We start from the raw sequence: 19247 nt of genomic DNA on the forward strand, positions 1-19247 counted from the left end.
AATGGGGACTGTCCCCATTTAACGCAGCAGATGCCCCGTCCGGTCGCGCTTGGTATCAAGATAGCGCGCGTTGTGCGGATTGGCCGGCAACTGGTGCGCCACGCGCTCGCTCACCGTCACGCCCACGGCTTCCAGCGCCGCCACCTTGGCCGGGTTGTTGGTCAGTAGCCGCACCGCCCTCACGCCCAGCAGATCGAGCATCCGCGCCGCTACCGGGAAATCGCGCGCTTCGCTCGGCAGGCCCAGCCGCTCGTTCGCGTCCACGGTGTCGAAGCCCTGATCCTGCAATTCATACGCACGCAACTTGTTGATGAGGCCGATTCCGCGCCCTTCCTGCCGCAGATACAGGAGCAGCCCCCAGCCACCCGCATTGGCTTCCTCCGCCATGCGCGCCAGCGCCGCATCAAGCTGCGGCCCGCAATCGCACTTGAGGCTGCCGAGCACATCGCCCGTCAGGCATTCGCTGTGGAGCCGCACCAGCGGCACATGGTCCCCGCTTTGCGTGCCGATCACCAGCGCGACATGCTCGCGCAGATCGTCGCGCGCGCGGAAGGCGATAATCTCGGCATGCTCGCAGGCATCGACTGGCAGCCGTGCGCGCGCCTGGATGGTAAGCTCCATCGGATCCTTGAACGCGCCAAGATCGGCCGGCGTTACATGGGCCGAAGGCTCAACCCCGGTCGCGACCATGAACGCCGGCAGGATCCCCGCCAGCCGCGCCAGCTCCATCGCCGCAACTGCCGCCGTCTGCGCGGGGCAGGGGTCGGCGCGGAAAGGGCCGCGCATCGGCTCGGCCAGATCGAGTGCGGGATCGGCGAGTCGGCGCGCGGCGTGGAGCGAAAAGGGCTCCGCGCCGTGGATCATCACCGGCATATGCGGTTCCGCCGCATCGCGCTGGTTGGCAAGCTTCAGCGTGGCGGCGCGCGCGTGGGAAATCAGCAGCCGCGCGGCATAGAGCCCGGGCTGCACGAACGCAGTCTCCGCCGGCAGCAGATCGAGCGCCCCGTCCGGACCTTCTACCCGGATCGCCCAGCCATGGCGCAGCGCATCGAGCGCCAGCGCCACCGCACGCGGCTCTCCGCTCAAAGCGCGAACTCCGTCACCAGCGGGATATGGTCGGAAGGCTGATCCCAGCGCCGCGTCTCCTCGACGAAGCGGTGCGAGAGCGATTGCGCGGCAAGCTCCGGCGAGGCCCACATATGGTCGAGCCGCCGCCCCTGATCCTTTTCCCGCCAATAGGAACGGTAGGACCACCACGAATAGTTCCGCTCGGGCGCTGGGATATGTTTGCGCCCCAGGTCCACCCAGCCATGCGCATCGCCGAATGCGCCCAGCGCCGCCACTTCCTGCGGCGTGTGGCTGACGACCTTGAGCAGCGCCTTGTGATTGTAGACGTCGCAGTCCAGCGGGGCGATGTTGAAGTCCCCCACGATCAGCGTCGGCCGGTCAAGCGCATCGGCCCAGCGCGTCATCCGCTCAAGGAACGCCAGTTTCTGGCCGAACTTCGGGTTTGCTTCCGGATCGGGAATGTCCCCGCCCGCCGGGATATAGACGTTCTCGAGAATCAGGCCCTGGCCCGCGCCGAGCACCTCGACCCCCACATGCCGCGCCTCGCCATTGGCCTGCCAATCGTGCCGGTTCACCTCGCGGATCGGCAGGCGGCTTACGGTTGCGACACCGTGGTAGCCCTTCTGCCCATGCACCGCGCGGTAGGTGTAGCCCAGCCGCTCGAACATCTCGTGCGGGAACAGCGCCTCGGCGGTCTTGATCTCTTGCAGGCACAGCACATCGGGTGCCTGCTCGGTCAGAAACCGTTCGACCTGATCGATGCGCAGCCGCACCGAATTGATGTTCCAGGTGGCGACGGTGAGCGTGGGAGAAGCCATGGCCGCGCTTTACGGTCCTGAGGCGACAGCGGCAAGCGGATGGTCGTGCAATCGTCGCGCTAGCGGGGGGGGCCATGAGTCCGATTCCGGGGGAACCTGAACAACCGAACAAAAAAACCCTCGGACCGGGGGCGTGGTCCGAGGGTTCCTTGTGCGTTCGTCACGCTGTCATGACGGAAGGGGGATTGTGGACCGGGTAACAGGGGGGGCGAACCCGGTCGGATCCGTCTTGACCCCTTCTTTCTAGGACCCCGCCGCTTGCTGGCGGATGAACGGTGTTGTCAGGGAAGTCCCAAACTGGTCGCAAATTGTCGCGGGATCGCGATGGCCCTTCGGCACTGCGATGAACGGCCGACTATTTGCGGCCAGCGGTCCGCGGGTCGTTCCAGCGGAAGATGTTGGACGGAAGCGCGATGCCATAGCGCTGATTCGAAAGCCGCACGGTCGTCCGCCGGTTCTGCGAATCGAGCGCGATCCAGCTGTTGAGCTCCCACCCGCCGGGCGCGCCGGCCTTGCGCAGCATGATCATGGTGATCGAGCCATATTCTGGGTGGCGAGGATCGCGCACATCCATGCTGAGTACATCAGAATGACCGGTCGGGTTCAGCGTGGCAAAGCGCGCCACGTCCTTGTTCGGATCGAGCAGCGCGCCCAGCGGGCTGTTGCGGATCGGCCAGCGTTGCACCTGCCGCACTTCGTAGTCGATCAGCGTCAGCGCCGCGCCGTCAGAAACGATCAGCAGCGGCACGCCCGCCTGATACTGGAAACGAATCCTGCCGGGGCGCTGCATGGAAAGCACGCCGGTCAGGCGCTGGCCGTTGCGATCGGTTTGAACGAAATCGGCCTGCAGCGTCGTGATCGCGCGCAGGGCGGCGACCGCCTGCTCGATCTGCGGATTCGCCACGGGCGCCGCAGCAGGCGGCGCGGCAGCCACGGTCACGACAGGCGCCGCCAACGCAAACAGCGCGGCGGCGACAAAGGAACGGGGGGCGGAAAGCCGGCGGGCAAGGGAGAGGTTCATGGTCATCCCTATACCACTGCCGAAGGGCCATTGAACCCGGCGTGAACCCGATTTCGGGCCATGCGCCGGGCCATAAGCCGCTTACTTGATCTTGGCTTCCTTGAACTCGACATGCTTGCGCACAACCGGGTCATACTTGCGGAACACCATCTTCTCGGTGGTGTTGCGCGGGTTCTTCTTCGTGACATAGAAGAAGCCGGTGTCGGCGGTCGAGACCAGGCGGATCTTGACGGTAGTGGGCTTGGCCATGGCTTTATCCTGAACTTGCGCCAGAAACACGAAAGCGCGCATAAAAACGAATACGGCGGCGCGTTGCCACGCCGCCAGACAGGGGCCGGTCGTTGTGAGCGAATCGCGCAAAAGTCAAGCGTCGGGATAGGGCCTCAGAGGTTTGAGCACCCCGAAGTGCTCCTTCGCGCACGGTTCGGCCAGCGGCGGCAGCCCCGGAACCGTCTCCTCCACCTGCTTGATCGGCAGCCGGTCCAGCAGATCGCGCACCAACGTCAGCCGCCCCCGGCGCTGATCGTTGAAATCCACGAGGGTCCACGGCGCGTGCTTGGTGTGCGTCGCCTGCAGCATCGCTTCGCGCGCTTCGGTATAGGCCCGGTACTTGCCGCGCGCGGCTACGTCGATGGGCGAGATCTTCCAGCGCTTGGTGGGATCGTCGTGCCGCTCGGCCAGCCGCTCTTCCTGCTCCTCCTGATCGCAGGCGAGCCAGTACTTGAACAGCAGCAGCCCATCATCGACCAGCATCCGCTCGAACGTTGGCGCCGCGTCCAGAAAGGCCGCAACCTGCGGCTCGGTGGCAAAGCCCATGACCTTCTCGACCCCCGCCCGGTTGTACCAGCTGCGGTCGAACAGCACGATTTCGCCGCCCGCTGGCAGATGCGGCACATAGCGCTGGAAATACCACTGCGTCTTTTCCCGGTCGGTCGGTGATGGCAGGGCGACAGTGCGCACCTGCCGCGGGTTGAGCTTCTGCGAGATCGCGTTGATCGCGCCGGTCTTGCCCGCAGTATCGCGCCCTTCCAGGATCACGAGGATCCGCGCGCCGCATTGCCGCGCCCAGCCCGCCATCGCGGTGAGTTCGGCCTGCATCGCCTCGAGCGCTTCTTCGTAGTCCTTGCGGCCCAAATCGTCCTTGCTCACGGCAGTTCCTCTCGCTCTGAAAGGGCAGACTGTCGCACCCCCGCGGCTTTGGCAATCGCCGCCGATTGCGCGCGGTGAGCGCGTCTGTTAAAAGTTGCAACTGAAACCATGTCCGACCTTATCGAACTCGCAGCCGATTTCACCCGGCTCCCCGAACTGCCCGCCGGCCTCTTCACCGCGCCGCTGCAGCGTCCGCCGCATGTCGGCGAGGACTGGCTCGAGCCGCATCAGACCGACTATTCGGCGGACGAGCACCGCGTGTGGGACGATCTCTTCGCCCGCCAGATGCAGATCCTGCCCGGCCGTGCCGCGACTGCCTTCCTCAAGGGGCTCGACCGGCTCGATCTCGGCCGCGGCGGCGTGCCCGATTTCGCGCGGCTCTCGGCAGAGCTGGGCGCGCTCACCGGCTGGAGCGTCGTGCCGGTGCCGATGCTGATCCCCGATCACGTGTTCTTCTGGCACCTCGCCAACCGCCGCTTCCCGGCCGGCAACTTCATCCGCCCGCGCGAACGCTTCGACTATATCGAGGAGCCGGACGTCTTCCACGATGTGTTCGGCCATGTGCCGATGCTGACCGACCCGGTCTTTGCCGATTACATGCAGGAATACGGCCGCGCCGGGTGGAAGGCGATGCGCTACAACCGCTTGAAGGCGCTCGGCGCGCTTTACTGGTATACGGTCGAATTCGGCCTGATCATGGAAGCCGATGGCCTCAGGGCCTATGGCGCGGGCATCCTCTCCGGCCCGACCGAGGCGGTTTTCGCGCTCGAGGCGCAGTCACCCAACCGGATCATGCTCCATGTCGACCGGGTGATGCGCACCGACTACGCGATCGATGATCTCCAGCCGACCTACTTCGTGATCGAAAGCTTCGCCGATCTCTTTCGCCAGACCGTCGAGCGTGATTTCGACCGGCTCTATCGCGGGCTGGGCGCAGGCTTCACCTATGCCGGCAGCGCGGTGATCGATGTAGACGATGTGCTCCATCGCGGCACGCTTGAGTATCACCTGCGCGGAGGGCGGGGGAGCGGGGCTTTGCCGGTCTAGAACCTGCGGTGCAGGTGGGCTTGCGCTCAACTCTGGTCACTCACGTCCACTTTCGACTTGCTTCGGAGCTACCTTAGGTGCAGGTTCAACCTGACAAATACCGGCGATGTGTGGGAGGGCTTTATGCCGTTGAAGTGCAATAATACAGCAATGCTGATTAAGTTTGTTGAAGAAAAGCATCCTAAAGCTACAAAATCCCATCCATCGGGACTTCAAACAAAGTTTGATTTTCCATGTGGATTAGTGATGAACGTATTCAATACTGGCACTGTAAACTTTCAAGGTAAAAGCTTCGAGAACCATACTGCATCTGACTTAATAAACGTGATTGAAGCTATAAACCGGTAAAGCAGGGTGATATTGCAAGCCACCCGCGTGCAGCGCCGAAAAGTGACCCTTCCGCTTCCCACCAATTCGCGCCATTCACGCTTGTGACACTACGCCCTGAAACTTACACCCACAGCAACCAGGCCAACCCCGCGCCGCCCAGCACGATCCGGTAGACGGCAAACGGGGTGAAGCCGCGCTTGCTGACAAAGCCGATGAAGAACTTGATCACGATCAGCGAGACCACGAACGAGACCACCGAGCCGATCGCGATTTCCTTCATGCCCACCGGCCCCGCGCCTGCTGAAAGCTCGTGCCGGTGATCCCACAATTGCTTCACCGTCGCGCCCAGCATAGTCGGCACCGCAAGGAAGAAGCTGAATTCGGCGGCCGTCTTGCGGTTCTCGCCCATCACCAGCGCGCCCATGATCGTCGCGCCCGAGCGCGAGACGCCGGGGATCACCGCGATGCACTGCATCATGCCGATGCGGATCGCCTGCGCGAGCGGCATCTGGCCCACCGGACGGTAAGTCTGGTGCGAGACCAGCCGCTCCACCGCCACGATGGCAAAGCCGCCCAAGATCAGCGCGATGCAGACCACCACCGGGTTTTCCAGCAGCAGATCGATGCGCGATTTGAACAGCACGCCCACGATCGCGGCCGGAATGAACGCCGCGAGCACGTTGCGCACGAAGGCGATCGATTCGCGCGATCCGCGCAGCGCGCCCACCGCAACGTCCATGAAGGTGCGCCAATAGAGCACCACCACCGCCATCACCGCAGGCAGCTGGATCACAACGTTGAACACTTCCCATGTCTTCGCGTCATAGCCGAACAGCTCCGACGCAAGGATCAGGTGCCCGGTCGAGGAGACGGGGATGAACTCGGTAAGCCCCTCGACGATGCCGAGGAGGATGGCGGTGATGGTCGTATCCATGGCGGCAAGGGGTCGCCGCAGCGCAGCATTCTGTCAAGCCGCCACCACCTTAAAGTTCTGTCATCCGGTCGTTTTGCCGCTGCCCACCCCCGGCCCCTCCCGCAAGCGGGAGGGGGGAAGAATGGGCAACAGGCTCCCCTCCCGCTTGCGGGAGGGGCTGGGGGTGGGCCTGCAGCCCGGCGCAATCTCACCAGATCCGCACGCGGTCCTTGGGCGCGAGGTAGAGCTTCTCGCCCGGCTTCACCTTGAACGCCGCATACCAGGGATCGAAATTGCGCACGACCGCGTTGACCCGCGCCTCTGCCAGCGAGTGCGGATCGGTCTTGAGCTGCTGGCGCGCCAACTGCTCGCGTATCTTCTCGCGCCACGATTGCGCGTAGGAGAGGAAGAACCGTTGGTCGCCGGTCAGTCCGTCAATCAACGGGGCAGGCTTGCCGCCCAGCGAAAGCTTGTAGGCGGTATAGGCCATTGAAAGGCCGGCAAGGTCACCGATGTTTTCCCCCAGCGTCAGCCGACCGTTGTGGCAGGTCTTGCCGTCATCATAGGGGCAGACCTTGTCGTACTGCGCGGCAAGCTTGGCCCCCAGCGCGTCGAACGTCTTGCGGTCCGCCTTGGTCCACCAGTCCTTGAGTGCGCCGGTGCCATCATAGCGCGAACCCTCGTCGTCGAACCCGTGGCCGATCTCGTGGCCGATGGTCGCGCCCACCGCGCCATAGTTCACCGCCGGATCGGCGTTCGGATTGAAGTAGGGCGGCTGCAGAAAGGCAGCCGGGAACACGATCTCGTTCGCGGTCGGCTGGTAATAGGCGTTCACCGTCTGCGGCGTCATCAGCCACTTGGCCTTGTCGACGGGCTTCCCCAGCTCGTCCAGCATGTCCTGCCACGCCCAGCGCCCCGCCTCGATCGCGTTGGCCAGCGGCTGGCCCGGCTTGATGTCCATGCCGGCATAGGTCTTGAACTTGTCGGGATAGCCGATCTTCACCGTGAAGGCGTCCAGCTTGGCCAGCGCGGCCTTGCGCGTCGCCGGGCTCATCCACGCCAGGGTCTTGAGCTTGGAGGCCAACGCCGCCCGCAGGTTGCCGACGAGCGTGACCATCGCCGCCTTGCTCGAAGGCGGGAAGTGCTTCTCGACATAGGCCTTGCCGATCGCCTCGCCCATCTGGCCCTGCACCGCCGAAAGCGCGCGCTGCCAGCGCTGGCGGTCGCGCTCGCGGCCCTGCAGCGTCTTGCCGTAGAAGGCAAAGCGCGCATCATCGATGTCGCTCGGCAGCACGGCGGCATTGGTGATCAGGAAATGCGCCGCAGCCCAGGCCTGCAGGGTGCCGATATCTTCCTCGCCCAGCAGCTTGATCAGCGCGGGGAAGCCGCCGCCCAGCTTGCCGAGGTCCTCCTTGGTCAGGCCCAGCTTTGCCGCCTTGTCCGCGCTCGGCAGGATCTCGGCCACGAACACCGAATTGACCTTGCCCAGCCCCGAACCTTCGAGCAGCGACAGGACCGGGAACGCGCCGCCCATGGCCACCAGGTCATCGCGGGAGACGCGGTTGGTGGTCAGCAGCGGGTTTCGCTGCACCGCCTTGTCCCAGTCCACCACCGCGATCTTGCGTTCGAAGTCATAGACTTTCGCCGCCGTCCCGGCCGGATCGGCATAGCCTGCCTTGCCCAGCATGAAGGTCAGCAGATCGCGGTACTTGCCCTGCAACTCGCGGTTGCGCTCGTTGTCGACAAGGTAATAATCGCGGTCCGGCATGCCGAGCCCGCCCACCCCGGTATAGACCGCATTGGCGCCCGGCTTTTCGGCATCGATCTGCACCGAGAAACCGACTGGCGAAGGAAAGCCCGGCGCGGCAAACAGCGCGGCGAGGTCGGCGCGCGTCCTGGCGGCCTTGATCCGGTCGAAATAGGGCTGCGCGGGCGCCATGCCCGCAGCATTGATGGCGTTCTGATCAACGAACGCGCGGTAGCTGTCGGCAATGCGCTGGCCGTCGCTGCCGGGGGCCTGCGGCGTTGCGACAAGGTCTTCGACAATCTGCCTGACCGACTTTTCCGCTCCCAGCACCAGGGCCAATGCCACGCCGCTATAGGGATATTGCGGCGGGATCACCTCGCTGCGCTCCCACTTGCCGTTCACATAGGCGAAGAAGTCGTCACCCGGCTTCACGGCGGGGTCGATATCGGCAGGATTGACGCCCCAGCCGCCGAAGGTCGGGATGCGATAACCGTCGATTTCGGCGGAGGCTGCTGCCGTATCGGCATGGGCGGCGAGGGGTATGGCCAGCGCAAACAGCGAGGCAGCGGAGAGCGCGCCCTTGATGTGCTTCAACATGGCTCGGAGATTTCCAATCGATTGCGAATGTACCGTAACGGGACACTAGCCATCGCGCTGCGCTTGTCCAGCACCCACCAGTATTACCGATTTGCGGCTGATCAGGCCTCGGCGCCGTCGAACTGCAGCCGGGCGAGGCGGGCATAGAGCCCATCCTGCGCCGAAAGCGCCGTGTGGGTGCCCTGTTCGACGATGCGGCCCTTTTCCATCACGATAATGCGGTCTGCCGCGCGCACGGTGGCGAGCCGGTGCGCAATCACCAATGTGGTACGCGCCTTCATCAGCCGGTCGAGCGCGTCCTGCACCAGCCGCTCGCTCTCGGCGTCAAGCGCGCTGGTCGCTTCATCGAGCAGCAAGATCGGCGCATCGCGCAGCAGTGCGCGCGCAATCGCGATGCGCTGGCGCTGCCCGCCCGAAAGCCGCGCGCCATCTTCGCCCAGGAACGTATCGAGCCCCTGCGGCAGCTCCTTCAGGAACGCAGCCGCATTGGCGGCTTCAGCCGCTTCCCAGATCTGCGCGTCGCTTGCGGCCCAGTTGCCATAGCGCAGGTTGTCCCGCGCGGAGGCGGCAAACAGCACGCCTTCCTGCGGCACCAGCGCCATGCGCGCGCGCACTTCGGCGGGGTCCGCCTGCGGCAGTGGCACGCCGTCGATCCGCACGGTGCCGGCATGCGGATCGTAGAACCGCTCGGCCAGCAGGAAGAGCGTGGACTTGCCCGCGCCCGAAGGTCCGACGATCGCGACCGTCTCGCCCGGCTCCACCGCCAGCGAGAAGTCCTCCAGCGCGGCCACTTCTGGGCGGCTGGGATAGCGGAACGAGACGTTCTGGAAGGCGATCTGCCCGCGCGGCGGCTGCGGCAGATGCAGCGGCCGCGCCGGGGCGGTGATCTCGGGCTGTTCGAGCAGCAGTTCGTTGAGCCGCCCCGCCGCGCCCGCACCGCGCAGCAGGTCGCCATAGACTTCCGTGAGTGACCCGACCGCGCCCGCCACGATCCCGCCCGTCAGCACGAACGCGGCGATGGTGCCGCCGCTGATCGATCCACTCGCCACCGCAGTCGCGCCCTGCCACATCAGCGTGGCAATCCCGCCGAACACCAGGACGATCACGATCGCGGTCATGATCGAGCGGATCATGATGCGCCGCTTGGCGGCGCTGAAGGTGCGCTCCACCGCCTCGCCAAACCGGCCCGCCTCGCGCTTTTCCTGCCCGAAGGCCTGCACCACCTTCATCGCGCCGAGCACTTCGCTGATCTGCACGCCGATGTCCGCGACGCGGTCCTGGCTGGAGCGCGAAGCCTTGCGCAGCCTTGAGCCAAAGAACACGATCGGCCCGACGACGACCGGAATGCCCACCAGCAGCCCGGCGGTGAGCGCCGGGGCCAGCGTGAAGAGATAGGCGAGCCCGCCCAGCGCGGTGATCGAATTCCTGAGCGCGATGGAAACAGTGGTGCCCACCACCTGCTCGATGATCGCGGTGTCCGAGGTCATGCGTGAGGAGATTTCCTTCGGACTGTTCGTCTCGAAGAAACTCGGCGGCATGCGGAGAAGATTGCCCTGCACCTTGAGCCGGATGTCCGCCACCACGCGCTCGCCCAGCCACGAGACATAGTAGAAGCGCACCGCGGTGCCGAGGCCCAGAATCACCACCACCACCAGCAGCCAGCGGAACGAGCTGTTGATCGTCTCGGCATTGGCGCCCTTGCCGAAAGCCTTGTCGATGATCGACTTGAAGCTGGCCGGAATCGCGATGGTCGCGCCCGATGTGATCAGCAGCGCGGTGAGCGCAATGGCCAGTTCGCTGGGATAGGACGCGCCTTCGCGCAGCAGCATGCGCAGCGGGCTCAAGGTGCGCGCAGGCCGGGCGGCAGGTGCGGCTTCGGCGGCCGGAGCTTCGGGGCCGGTGTTCTCGGTTTTGGCGTCCATCGCACCCGCCCTAGCCCAAGCGGCGAGGGGCCGAAAGGGGGCAGCGGGGCATTCGCGTCCAGCTTGGGTCGATGGTGCGTTGCACAAGGCCGAGATGTGCGGCACACTGGGGCTAATCGGAGCAGCGTACGGCTCCGCAACAACAAAAAGGTGTTCGCAGTGCTCTACAAGGCTTACGAAATCCAGCGCTCCATGCTCAATGCTGGCAGCGCCATGGCATCGATGGGTGCCGAGATGCTGGCCGATCCGCGCAACCCGTGGGCGCCCTTTGGCGGCACGCAGATGATGGCCTCCGCGCTGGAGGTGTTCGCCCACGCCGCCGCGCCGCGGGGCAAGCCCACGTTCGGCCTCAAGGTCATCACCGTCGATGGCACGCCCCACGCGGTGAACGAGACGGTGGAGATCCAGCAGCCCTTCGGCAACTTGCGCAAGTTCACGCATGAAGGCCTCCCCGCCGATGCGCCGCGCCTGCTGATCGTCGCGCCGATGAGCGGCCACTACGCCACGCTGCTGCGCGGCACGGTGGAGCGCATGCTCGAACGCTCCGTCGTCTACATCACCGATTGGGCGGACGCGAAGTACGTGCCGATGGCCGAAGGACGCTTCGATCTCGACGAATACATCGACTACCTGATCGGCTATCTCGAGCACATCGGCCCCGGCACGCACATGATGGCGGTGTGCCAGCCCTCGGTCCCCGCGCTTGCCGCAACGGGTGTGATGGCGGTGCGCGAGAACCCGTGCCGCCCGGTCACGCTCACCATGATGGGCGGCCCGATCGACACGCGCGAGAGCCCGACTGCCGTCAACGATCACGCGGTCACCAAGCCCTACGTGTGGTTCAAGCACAACGTGATCACCACCGTCCCGGCCAACTATCCCGGCGCCGGCCGGCAGGTCTATCCGGGCTTCGTCCAGCTCGCGAGCTTCATGTCGATGAACCTCGGCAGCCACATGATGAGCCACTATGGCCTGTTCAAGCACCTCATCCAGGGTGACGGCGAGAGCGCGGACGCGGCCAAGGCGTTCTATGACGAGTACCGCGCGGTGTGCGACATGACCGCCGAGTTCTACCTCCAGACCGTCGACGTCGTGTTCCAGACCCACGCGCTGCCCAAGGGTGAACTGGTGCACCGCGGCATCCGCGTCGATCTCGCCGCGATTCGCGATACCGCGATCCTGTGCATCGAGGGTGAGCGCGACGATATCTCGGGCATCGGCCAGACCAAGGCCGCGCTCAAGGTCACGCCGAACCTTCCGGAAAAGCTCAAGAAGTATCACCTCGCGCCAGAAGTCGGCCACTACGGCATCTTCAACGGCTCGCGCTGGCGCACCTCGATCGCCCCGGTGGTCGAAGGCTGGATCCGCAGCAACAGCGCCGCGCGCAAGCTGAGCGTGGTGGCCTGATCCGCCGCCCCGCTGCCCGGGCGGCGGGGCGGATCACCGGCCGCTTGTAGCCGGAAACCGCGCCGGTTCTGTACTGAAACGGCACGCATGGGCTGAGCAGACCCCTGTCCGGGGCGGATTCGCGCGTCCGAAACAAAGTGCAACGGTCCGGAAAAGCAGGTGCTGCATTTGTCTGGCACCTGCTCATCCATGGAAATGGTATCTCATCACGTCCAAGGCGACGATCCGCCGGGTCCTGATTCCGGCGGCGATGGCAGCGCCCGGTCGCAGGGCGCAGCTCCTTTGCCGCGCGTCAGCGTCGTGCTGCCGGTCCACAACGGCGCCGCCTATCTCGATGCCGCGATCGGTTCGATCCTCGGCCAGACCTTCCGCGATTTCGAACTGATCTGCGTCGACGACGGCTCCACCGACGAAACGCCGAGCATCCTCAGGCGTCATGCGCAGGCGGATGGCCGGGTTCGGATCATCACCAACCGCCCCAACAAGGGCCTGCCCGGCGCGCTCAACACCGGCTTCGCGGCGGCGCGCGGGATGCTCCATACGTGGACATCGGACGACAACATTGCCCGGCCGCACATGCTGGCGCGGCTGGTGGCGGCGCTTGATGCCGATCCCGGAGTCGCAATCGCCTATGCCGATTTCAGCGTGATCGACGCGAACGGCGCGGTGATCGGCTGCCAGAAGATGGGGCCCGCCTCCGATCTTCTGCTCGGCAATCGCATCGGCGCAGCCTTCCTCTACCGCGCCGAAGTCACCAAGGCGCTTTCAGGGTATGACGAGGCGCTGTTCGGCGTCGAGGACTACGACTTCTGGCTACGCGCCTCGCGCCGCTTCTACTTCGTGAAGCTCGACGAGGATCTCTATCTCTACCGCCGCCACGAGGCGAGCCTGACGGGTCGCCGCGCGCTGCGCATCCACCGGCTGGGCTCGCAGGTCATGCGCCGCGAATTGGCGCGGGTGCCCAGTCGGACATTGCGCGCGCGGGCGCTCGTCGAACATGGCCTTGCAAGCCGCCTCGATCCGCGGCTCGACATGCTGGTGCGCGGGTTGATCCTGTCACCGGGGCTGGCCAGGGGCAGGATCACGGCGATCCTGCGCCACTGTGCCCATCACCTCGTCCGGGCGTTTACACGAAGAACTGGGTAATCCACTCGCAGATCAGCGCGGGCTTGGGCTCGCCCTCGATCTCGACGGTGATTTCCATGGTCTGCTGCCACTGGCCGGGGCGCTTTTCGTCCAGCTCCAGCAGCTTGAACACGCCGCGCACGCGCTTGCCAGAGCGGACGGGAGCAAGGAACCGCGTCTTGTTGCCGCCGTAGTTGACGCCCATTTTCACGCCTTCGGGGCGCGGGCAATCGCTTTCCATCGTCAGCAGCGGGATCAGCGAGAGGGTGAGGAATCCGTGCGCGATCGTCCCGCCAAACGGCGTCAGCTTGGCCTTCTCCGCGTCGATGTGGATGAACTGGAAGTCGCCGGTCGCCTCGGCGAACTGGTTGATCCGCTCCTGCGTCACTTCGACCCATGCCGAGGTGCCCACCACCTCGCCGACCAGCTCCTTGATTGCGCCCGGTGCCATCGTCTTCATTGCATCGTCTCCCGCTGCGAGAATTGTCTGTCGCCTTCCCATGGCGGCAAGTGGCGGACCGTTCAACAATCTCGTTGCGTGAGGGTACTTGCGGCGGCCTCTTGCCGGACGCGTTCAGCGGGAAAGGGCGGTGCTCCGGTTCAGGCGGGGTTGCAGCGCATTGAGCGCGCGCTGCGCGGGCAACTCAACCCATGCGTGCGAGAGGCCCGAGACCACGACGAGCAAGCCGATGAACACAGCGAGCTTCCAGACATTGAGCTGCAGGTCCGCGCCGACAAAGGCCAGCTTGAACACGATGAACAGGCCGAAGTGGCACAAGTACGTCGAATAGCTCACCTCGCCCAGCCAGTGCACCGGGCCGCTGGCGAGCCGGCGCGCGATGCGGCCATCCGCCAGTGCCATCGCCAGCAGCACCAGCAGCAGCGCAAGCGGCACCCACGCCGTCTCGGGCAGGGCAAACCACAGCCCGGCACCGCAAGTGGCTGCAGCAGCGCCGCCGCAGGCATGGCCGATGCGCTGCGCTGAAGGCAGGGCGCGCCAGTGCAGCCAGAGCCGAGCGGCCAGAGTCCCGGCGGTGAACTCGATCAGGCAGCGCGCGAGGCCAAGCGAAGTGATGGCATCGCCAAGGCTGGAATGGCCCAGCGCGGCAAACAGCGCGAAAAGCCCCATCAGCAGCAGGCCGAGCCCGGCCACCAGCCCCGTTGGCCCCCATGCGCGGCGGCCCATCACGGCCAGCAGCGGGAACAGCAGGTAGGCCGCCATTTCCGTGCTGATCGACCAGGCCGGGTGGTTCCACGCCAGCGCGCCGGTGAAGCCCCAGTTCTGGATCAGCACCACGTGAAGCGGCAGTTCGCCGAAGGGATAGCCCGCATGATCGCGCCCGGTGATCGTCAGCAGGATGGCCAGCATGACAAAGCCTGAGAGCACCACCGCATGCAGCGGCCAGATCCGCGCGATGCGGCGCCACCAGAAGGTGCCGATCTCTGTCGGCGCGAACCGGGCCAGTCGCGGGCCGTAGGTCAGCCAAAGCACGAACCCGGAAAGCATGAAAAACAGATCGACCGCGAGGTACCCCTTGGCGAGGACCGCGATCACCGGGGCGGGCAGGATGGCGGCAAGCGAGAGGCGAATATGGTAGAACACGACCAGCCACGCCGCGAGCCCGCGCAGGCCGGTCAGCGCTTCGAGCCGCAGCGGCTGCGCCGTCATCGTGCGAGGCTCCCGGGCAGGGGCGGCCCGCTCGCGGGTTCGCTGCCATCTGCCGCCACGCTCTTCTTGCGCTGCTGCCACTGCGACGGGGGTGCCAGACGGCGCGCCACCTGCATGGCAAGCGCGATCTGGAGGCCGATCAGCATGAAGATGAAGGGCTGGAACGCGATGCCCACGAACAGGGCGCCGAACAGGTAGATGCAATGTCCCGATTGTAGCGCCAGCGCCAGCGAGCGGTCCGCCTGGCTGACCACATCGGTCTTGCGGCGCAGCCGGCGCTGGATCAGCTCAAGCTGGAACAGGCCGGAGACATGCAGCAGCAGCCACATGGCAAGGCCGGGATAGCCCTGTTCGCCCAGCATCTCGAAATAGCCCGAATGATAGGCGCGCGCCTTTTCCTCGATCCGCTGCGTCTCGATCGCGGTGTTGTTGTCGCCGGCGTTCTCGGCCTTGATCGTGTCATAGCTGACCCGGTTCTGGCGGAATGCATCGAAGCCGCCGCCGAACGGGCGTGTCTTCACGAAGTCCAGCGTCCACATCCACACCGCCATGCGCGTCGAGGCGGACTGGTCCGACTTGTGGTTCTCGATCGTGTTCATCCGGTCGAGATAGCTTTGTGGCAGGAACGGTACCGCCACGCAGGCGAGCCCCGCGATGACCCCGATGTAGAGCAGCGGCCGCTTCACCGAACGGAGCGAGAGCCCGATGAGTATGACCAGGCAGATCAGGCCGGTGCGGGTCTGCGTGCCGATCGGAATCAGGCAGCATGCGAAGCCCAGCGCCAGCGCGAACAGCGTGACGAGTTTGCCGGGCGGAAAGATCGTGCCGAACCGCGCCAGCCAGACGATCAGGGGGATCGTGGCGACCGCCACCATCGACAGCGTGCTGCCTTCGTAGATGCCGGTGTTGTCGTTCACCAGCAGCCTGAGCTCGCCATAGCCGCCCCCGCCGGACGCGATCGTCTTGATCCCGCCGCCGATCACGATGCAGCCGAGCGAGAGCACCATGACCAGCACCAGCGCTTCGATCCGCAGCCGCGTGCGCACGGTCAGCGGGAGGAACAGGGCAAAGACGAGCGCCTTCCACACCCAGCTCCACTTTTCGAGCGCTTCTTCGGGGAAATCGGCGCTGCGAGTGGTCAGCCCGCAATAGATCAGCAGCATCAGCAGCAGGAACTGGCGCGGCGAGAAGCGTATCCCGGTCTTGTCGTCCGCCACTGCCCAGGCGGTCACCGCGCCGATGAAGGCGATCAGGCTGATGGGGATCGATTGGAGGAAGCCCCAGCTGACCTTCTGCGGCGCGAGGATATCGATATAGGCGTAGGCCAGCACGAACAGGAACGGCCGCCGGATCCCGGCAGCGAAAAACGCGGTCACGAAGGCGGTGAGGAAGAGATTAAGCACCGGGGGTGCCGTCCCCGCGCAGTGGCGCCTTCGTCTTGCGCTGCAGCGGCCCGCGCCGGAAACCGGGCAAGGTCGGTTCCTGATCGAGATCGTCGCGGTGCAGCAGGCGCCAGACGGCAATCGCCATCAGCACATGCGGCAAGACCACGGTGAAGATATCGATCATGCGGCCATGCCCAGGCTTAACATCCGGCCCCTGATCGAACCGTCTGATCCTGCTGTTTAGGCAAACTCGGTTGACGCGGCGTTAAGTCCTGCCGTGCCATGGCAATCAGCATGACCCGGGTCCTGCATATCCTCGATCATTCGCTTCCGCTGCAGAGCGGCTACACCTTCCGCACCCGCGCGATCCTGAAAGCGCAGGAAGGGCTGGGACACGAAGTGCGCGGACTGACCGGCCAGCGCCATACCGCCGCGCTGACGGGCGAGGAGCCCGAGACGCATGACGCGCTGCAGTTCTATCGCACCCCCGGCACGCCGTCCGGTCCGCGGTCCCGTCTTCCGGGCCTCAGCGAATGGCAGGAAATCGGCGCGCTCGCCCAGCGCATCGAGGGCGTCGCCCGCGAATGGCGTCCCGATATACTCCACGCCCATTCGCCCGCGCTCGGCGGGCTCGCCGCCGTGCGCGCCGGTCGCCGGCTCGGCCTCCCCGTCGTCTACGAAATCCGCGCCTTCTGGGAAGACGCGGCGGTCGGCAACGGCACGGGCAGCGAAGGCTCGCTGCGCTACCGGCTGACCCGCGCGCTCGAAGACCGCGTGGTGCGCGGCGCGAATGCCGTTGTCACGATCTGCGAGGGCCTGCGCAGCGATCTCGTCACGCGCGGGGTTCCGGCTTCCAAGATCACGATCATGCCCAATGGCGTGGACCTTGCGCTGTTCGGCCAGCCGCTGGAGCGCGATGCCGCGTTTGCCCGCAGCCTCGGGCTGGGGGAGGGGCCGGTGATCGGCTTCCTCGGCAGCTTCTATCCCTATGAAGGGCTCGACGATCTCATCGCCGCGATGCCGATGATCCTCGCGCGCCAGAGCGATGCCCGCCTGCTGCTCGTCGGCGGCGGCCCGGCAGAAGCGGCCTTGCGCGCCCAGGCTGCTGCTTCGCCGGCTGCGCACGCGATCCACTTCATCGGCCGCGTGCCGCACCACGAAGTGGACCGGTACTACGCGCTCGTCGATGTCGTCTGCTATCCGCGCAAGGCGATGCGACTCACCGATCTCGTCACGCCGCTGAAACCGCTGGAGGCCATGGCCCAAGGCAAGCTCGTGGCGGCAAGCGCTGTCGGCGGCCACCGCGAACTGATCGAGGACGGGATGACCGGCACCTTGTTCCCGCCCGATGATCCTGCCGGCCTTGCTGCCGCGATGGCCGCGCTGCTGGGTGATCGCGGGATGTGGGATGCCCGCCGCACGGTCGCCCGCGCCTTCGTCGAACGCGCGCATGACTGGTCCGTCAATGCGGCGCGTTATGATTCTGTTTACCAAACCCTGTTAACCCGAAAGCAAGCAATCTCCGGCGCTGCGGCCTGATCCAGGGACGCGCTTTTCCGGGGGTACCATTCGACCGGGATCTGAAACGCGCCATGAGTACGTTCCGCCAGAAAGTTCAGGCCACGACGAACTGGGTGAAGCCCGATCCGCAGGATCTGGACGAGGCACCGCGCCGCGCCCGCCGCGCGGGCAAGCGCAAGCGTTCCAGCGCGCCGGTCACCGCTCATCGCCTGTTCCCCGCCCTTGCTGCCGTGTGGTTCGCGGCGCTGCTGGGCCTCGGCAGTCTCGCCATTCCCGGCAGTCTGCTGGGGGCAATCGTGGTCAAGACCGGGCTGCCGGCGCTCGTGCCCGCCGCCGCCCCGCCGCTGGGCTTTACCGCGCATCTGCTGGTCGCCTTCGCGCTTGCCATGTTCGGCGCCGCGCTTGGCCTCGCCCTTGGGCTTCGCCTGCGCCCGGCGGGATCCACCGAAGCCCGCAGCGCCGAAACGATTGTCCCGGTCGCGCAGCCTGAGGCGGACAACGTCTACAAGGTCCGCGCCCGCGATGCGCACCCCGATGCGCCGCCGCGCCGTCCGCTGGTGCTGACCGAAGCCTTTGCCGAACCGCTCGTCGAAGCTGCCGCCGAACCGGAGCCGGAACTGGCCGAGCCGCTGCTGCGCCGAAAGCGCAGCCTTCCGGACAGCGAGCCGGTGCGCGATGCAGGCCCGTGGCTTCCCGAATTCACCCCCGGCGGCATCGGCGCCATCCGCCCGCTCGATCTAGCCGCGCTCGATCTCAGCGATCCGGACATCGCCGAAGCAGAAATCGCCGAAGCAGAAATCGCCGAGCTTCCGGCCCAGCCTGTACCCGCCGCCGAACCGGCGCCTGCCCCCGAAGCAGCCGCAATCCCCGCCGCGCCCGCGCTGATTGCCGCGACCCCGCAGCTCCCCGCCGGCTTCGCCGCCGCACTGCCTGATGTTTCGGACGGAAAGTGGTCGCCCGTCGCCGGAGCGCCGCTCGAAAGCCTTGGCCTCGTCCAGTTGATCGAACGCCTCGCCCTCGCCATCGCCGCGCAGAAAGCTGCCAATGAAGCAGTGATCAAGGCCGATGACGCTGCCGAGGCCGCTGCTGCCGCTTCAGCGGTCGAATCTGCACCGCGCGCCGCCAAGGAAGTACCCGTCCAGCCCGTATCCGTGCCCGGTCCCTTCTCACGCCCGCATATCGCAAGTGTCGCTGGCGCTGAAGAAGCGCCCGCATTCGGCTCCGCCCGCGAGGGCATTCTGCGCCGCCTCGGTGCGCTTGCTGCCGGCGATTCGACCAGCGGCGAGGCTGATGCGGCCCCTGCACCGCGGCAGTTCACGCGTCCCGTGTCAGTCGCTGCGCCGGTTGAAGCTGTCGTCCCGCTCCGGCTGGCCGAGCCCGCCGCCCCGGCCCCTACAGCGGCGGCCGCAGCCCTTGCGTCGCAACCCGATGCCGATGCTGCCCTGCGCTCTGCGCTGGCCACGCTCCAGCGCATGACTGCCCGCGGCTGACGCTACGGCAAGGCCGATGGCAGCACCCGGTCAAAGCC

The 19247-nt window shown here is 66.1% G+C and carries 17 protein-coding genes; 5 read left to right on the top strand and 12 right to left on the bottom strand.

Annotation, left to right across the window (positions count from 1 at the left end):
* Positions 1-18: 18 nt before the first annotated feature.
* The 5 genes from ribA to ppk2 all read right to left on the bottom strand — a co-directional run bounded on the left by ribA (position 19) and on the right by ppk2 (position 4005).
* Complete coding sequence (gene ribA / locus ACODS2_RS01960) at positions 19-1086, bottom strand: GTP cyclohydrolase II (RefSeq protein ID WP_488997344.1); 1068 nt, start codon at positions 1084-1086, stop codon at positions 19-21.
* Entirely contained in the window at positions 1083-1886 is an 804-nt protein-coding gene (locus ACODS2_RS01965) for an exodeoxyribonuclease III (protein WP_488997345.1), read from the bottom strand. Before ACODS2_RS01965 ends, ribA begins: the two co-directional genes overlap by 4 nt.
* Positions 1887-2241: 355 nt before the next feature.
* Positions 2242-2907, bottom strand: a complete 666-nt coding sequence (locus tag ACODS2_RS01970) for a LolA family protein (RefSeq protein ID WP_488997346.1) — start codon at positions 2905-2907, stop codon at positions 2242-2244.
* Between the two features lie 81 nt (positions 2908-2988).
* Positions 2989-3156, bottom strand: coding sequence for a 50S ribosomal protein L33 (gene rpmG, locus ACODS2_RS01975; RefSeq protein WP_054106051.1), 168 nt, complete (start codon positions 3154-3156; stop codon positions 2989-2991).
* 114 nt (positions 3157-3270) lie between these two features.
* Positions 3271-4005 carry a polyphosphate kinase 2 gene (ppk2, locus tag ACODS2_RS01980; protein WP_488997898.1) on the bottom strand — a complete coding sequence of 245 codons (735 nt, stop codon included), beginning with the start codon at positions 4003-4005 and terminating at the stop codon, positions 3271-3273.
* A 159-nt stretch (positions 4006-4164) separates the two neighbouring features.
* Here ppk2 and phhA point away from each other — a divergent pair, with 159 nt between their 5' ends.
* A complete protein-coding gene (gene phhA / locus ACODS2_RS01985) occupies positions 4165-5103 on the top strand; it encodes a phenylalanine 4-monooxygenase (RefSeq protein ID WP_488997347.1) in 939 nt (312 codons plus the stop codon).
* A gap of 451 nt (positions 5104-5554) precedes the next feature.
* Here the strand turns inward: phhA and ACODS2_RS01990 are convergent, their stop codons facing one another.
* From ACODS2_RS01990 to ACODS2_RS02000, 3 genes are all read right to left on the bottom strand, one after another.
* Positions 5555-6367, bottom strand: coding sequence for an undecaprenyl-diphosphate phosphatase (locus ACODS2_RS01990; RefSeq protein ID WP_488997348.1), 813 nt, complete (start codon positions 6365-6367; stop codon positions 5555-5557).
* Positions 6368-6554: 187 nt separating this feature from the next.
* A complete protein-coding gene (locus ACODS2_RS01995; RefSeq protein WP_488997349.1) occupies positions 6555-8690 on the bottom strand; it encodes a M13 family metallopeptidase in 2136 nt (711 codons plus the stop codon).
* 101 nt (positions 8691-8791) lie between these two features.
* Positions 8792-10612 (bottom strand): ABC transporter transmembrane domain-containing protein, encoded by a 1821-nt coding sequence (locus ACODS2_RS02000; RefSeq protein WP_488997350.1) that lies wholly within the window; start codon positions 10610-10612, stop codon positions 8792-8794.
* A gap of 159 nt (positions 10613-10771) precedes the next feature.
* Here ACODS2_RS02000 and ACODS2_RS02005 point away from each other — a divergent pair, with 159 nt between their 5' ends.
* Together ACODS2_RS02005 and ACODS2_RS02010 are read left to right on the top strand one after the other, a co-directional pair.
* Complete coding sequence (locus ACODS2_RS02005; RefSeq protein WP_488997351.1) at positions 10772-12019, top strand: polyhydroxyalkanoate depolymerase; 1248 nt, start codon at positions 10772-10774, stop codon at positions 12017-12019.
* Positions 12020-12208: 189 nt separating this feature from the next.
* On the top strand, positions 12209-13165 hold the full coding sequence (locus tag ACODS2_RS02010) for a glycosyltransferase family 2 protein (RefSeq protein WP_488997352.1): 957 nt from the start codon (positions 12209-12211) through the stop codon (positions 13163-13165).
* Here ACODS2_RS02010 and ACODS2_RS02015 read toward each other — a convergent pair.
* From ACODS2_RS02015 to ACODS2_RS02030, 4 genes are all read right to left on the bottom strand, one after another.
* Positions 13146-13595 carry a MaoC family dehydratase gene (locus ACODS2_RS02015; protein WP_488997899.1) on the bottom strand — a complete coding sequence of 150 codons (450 nt, stop codon included), beginning with the start codon at positions 13593-13595 and terminating at the stop codon, positions 13146-13148. The two genes, ACODS2_RS02010 and ACODS2_RS02015, sit on opposite strands and share 20 nt — an antisense overlap.
* 123 nt (positions 13596-13718) lie before the next feature.
* Positions 13719-14813, bottom strand: coding sequence for an acyltransferase family protein (locus ACODS2_RS02020; RefSeq protein WP_488997353.1), 1095 nt, complete (start codon positions 14811-14813; stop codon positions 13719-13721).
* Complete coding sequence (locus tag ACODS2_RS02025; protein WP_488997354.1) at positions 14810-16216, bottom strand: putative O-glycosylation ligase, exosortase A system-associated; 1407 nt, start codon at positions 16214-16216, stop codon at positions 14810-14812. The genes ACODS2_RS02020 and ACODS2_RS02025 overlap by 4 nt, the downstream gene beginning before the upstream one ends.
* Positions 16209-16382, bottom strand: coding sequence for a hypothetical protein (locus tag ACODS2_RS02030; RefSeq protein WP_298172589.1), 174 nt, complete (start codon positions 16380-16382; stop codon positions 16209-16211). The genes ACODS2_RS02025 and ACODS2_RS02030 overlap by 8 nt, the downstream gene beginning before the upstream one ends.
* Positions 16383-16492: 110 nt before the next feature.
* Between ACODS2_RS02030 and ACODS2_RS02035 the strand changes: the two genes are divergently transcribed.
* Both ACODS2_RS02035 and ACODS2_RS02040 read left to right on the top strand, forming a co-directional pair.
* A complete protein-coding gene (locus tag ACODS2_RS02035; RefSeq protein WP_488997355.1) occupies positions 16493-17737 on the top strand; it encodes a TIGR04063 family PEP-CTERM/XrtA system glycosyltransferase in 1245 nt (414 codons plus the stop codon).
* A 53-nt stretch (positions 17738-17790) separates the two neighbouring features.
* Entirely contained in the window at positions 17791-19209 is a 1419-nt protein-coding gene (locus ACODS2_RS02040; protein WP_488997356.1) for a hypothetical protein, read from the top strand.
* Positions 19210-19247: the final 38 nt, after the last annotated feature.

Source organism: Novosphingobium sp. FG137 (assembly GCF_057809735.1).